We start from the raw sequence: 1,299 nt of genomic DNA, 5'->3' as shown, positions 1-1,299 counted from the left end.
GGCGGACCTGACCACCGCGCTGTGGCAGGAGGCGCGGGCGCTGCTGCGGCTGGAGGTCTGAGCGCCGGGCGGCGGAACCGCCCGCCGCGCATGGGATCGGAAGCGACCGGTTGGCGGCGCGCTAGATGGGCCGCCGATGTTTTTTCCGGAGCGCGGGGCACCGGCCCGCCTGCCATCGGCAGCGCCCTCGATTGCCACCCTTCTGTCTATTCCCCTGGTGCATCCAGATGGCCGGTGGCACGAGATCTGGCGGCTGCTCCGGCGGTTCACGCCTTTGCCGTCGCAGAGGCTGCAGGCCCTCAGCCACTGCATTGCCGCTTTCCCCTGGTGCATCCGGATGCCCGGTGGCACGAGATCGCGCGGCAGAACCGACGGTATCGCCGCAGTTCGGTGCGGGCCGCACGCCTGCGATCGCCGAACACCTCCAGTTGCCGCTTATCCCCGGCGCCGCCCGATTGCCGGTGTTGCGACTTCGCGTTGCTTATGCGCGGCGATCCAGTCCAGCGTGGCCTCGAAGGGCATCGGCTGGGCGATGGCAAAGCCCTGCACATAGCCGCAGCCAAGCTGCGACAGCAGGGCATATTCGCCCGGCGTCTCGACGCCTTCGGCCAGCGTCGCCACCTCCAGCCGTTCGGCCATGGTCAGGATGGCCGCGATCATCTTTTGCTGTTCCGGGTCCTGGTCGGCCTTCAGCACGAAACCGCGGTCGATCTTGATGCGGTGGATGCCGAAACGGCGGATCGCGGCAATCGAGGCCTGCCCGACGCCGAAATCGTCCAAGTCGATGCGGCAGCCGAGCCGGTGCAGGGCGCGGATGGTGCGGGTGGTCACATCATCGGGGCTGCGGGCGACCACGGTTTCCAGGATCTCGGCCACCAGCCGTTCGGGGGCGATTCCGTGCCGTTCCAGTTCCCAGGCGACGCGGTCGGGCAGGTCGGGGGCCGACAATTCGCCGGGTGAAAAATTGACCGAGACAGCGGGTACGTTCAGCCCGGCGCTGTCCCAGGCGGCCAGCGCGGTCAGCGCCTGGGTCAGCATCACCTGGCCCAGCCGCTGCATCTGGTCCGCGTCCTCGATCACCTGCAGGAACTCGGCGGGGGCGATGATGCCGTGGTCGGGGTGGTTCCAGCGCGCCAGCGCCTCCCAGCCCGTCAGCGCGCCGGTCTCGGTGCTGAGCTGCGGCTGGAAATGGGCGAGGATCTGGCCGTTCTCCAGCGCCGTCGCCACATCGTGGCGCAGGCTGCTGCGGGTGGCGGCGCGGCGGTGCTGGCCGGGCGCATAGGCGCGGATCGACGCCGG

At 69.7% G+C, this 1,299-nt stretch carries 1 protein-coding gene; it reads right to left on the bottom strand.

Features of this window, described 5'->3' with window-relative positions; genetic code table 11:
* Nucleotides 1–435: 435 nt before the first annotated feature.
* Nucleotides 436–1,299, bottom strand: an 864-nt coding sequence (locus CVM52_RS25830; RefSeq protein ID WP_133120012.1) for an EAL domain-containing protein, incomplete at its 5' end; no start/stop codon positions are given.

Source organism: Pseudooceanicola lipolyticus (assembly GCF_002786325.1).
Taxonomy (GTDB): domain Bacteria; phylum Pseudomonadota; class Alphaproteobacteria; order Rhodobacterales; family Rhodobacteraceae; genus Pseudooceanicola_C; species Pseudooceanicola_C lipolyticus.
This window is presented reverse-complemented; position numbering and strand designations above follow the sequence as displayed.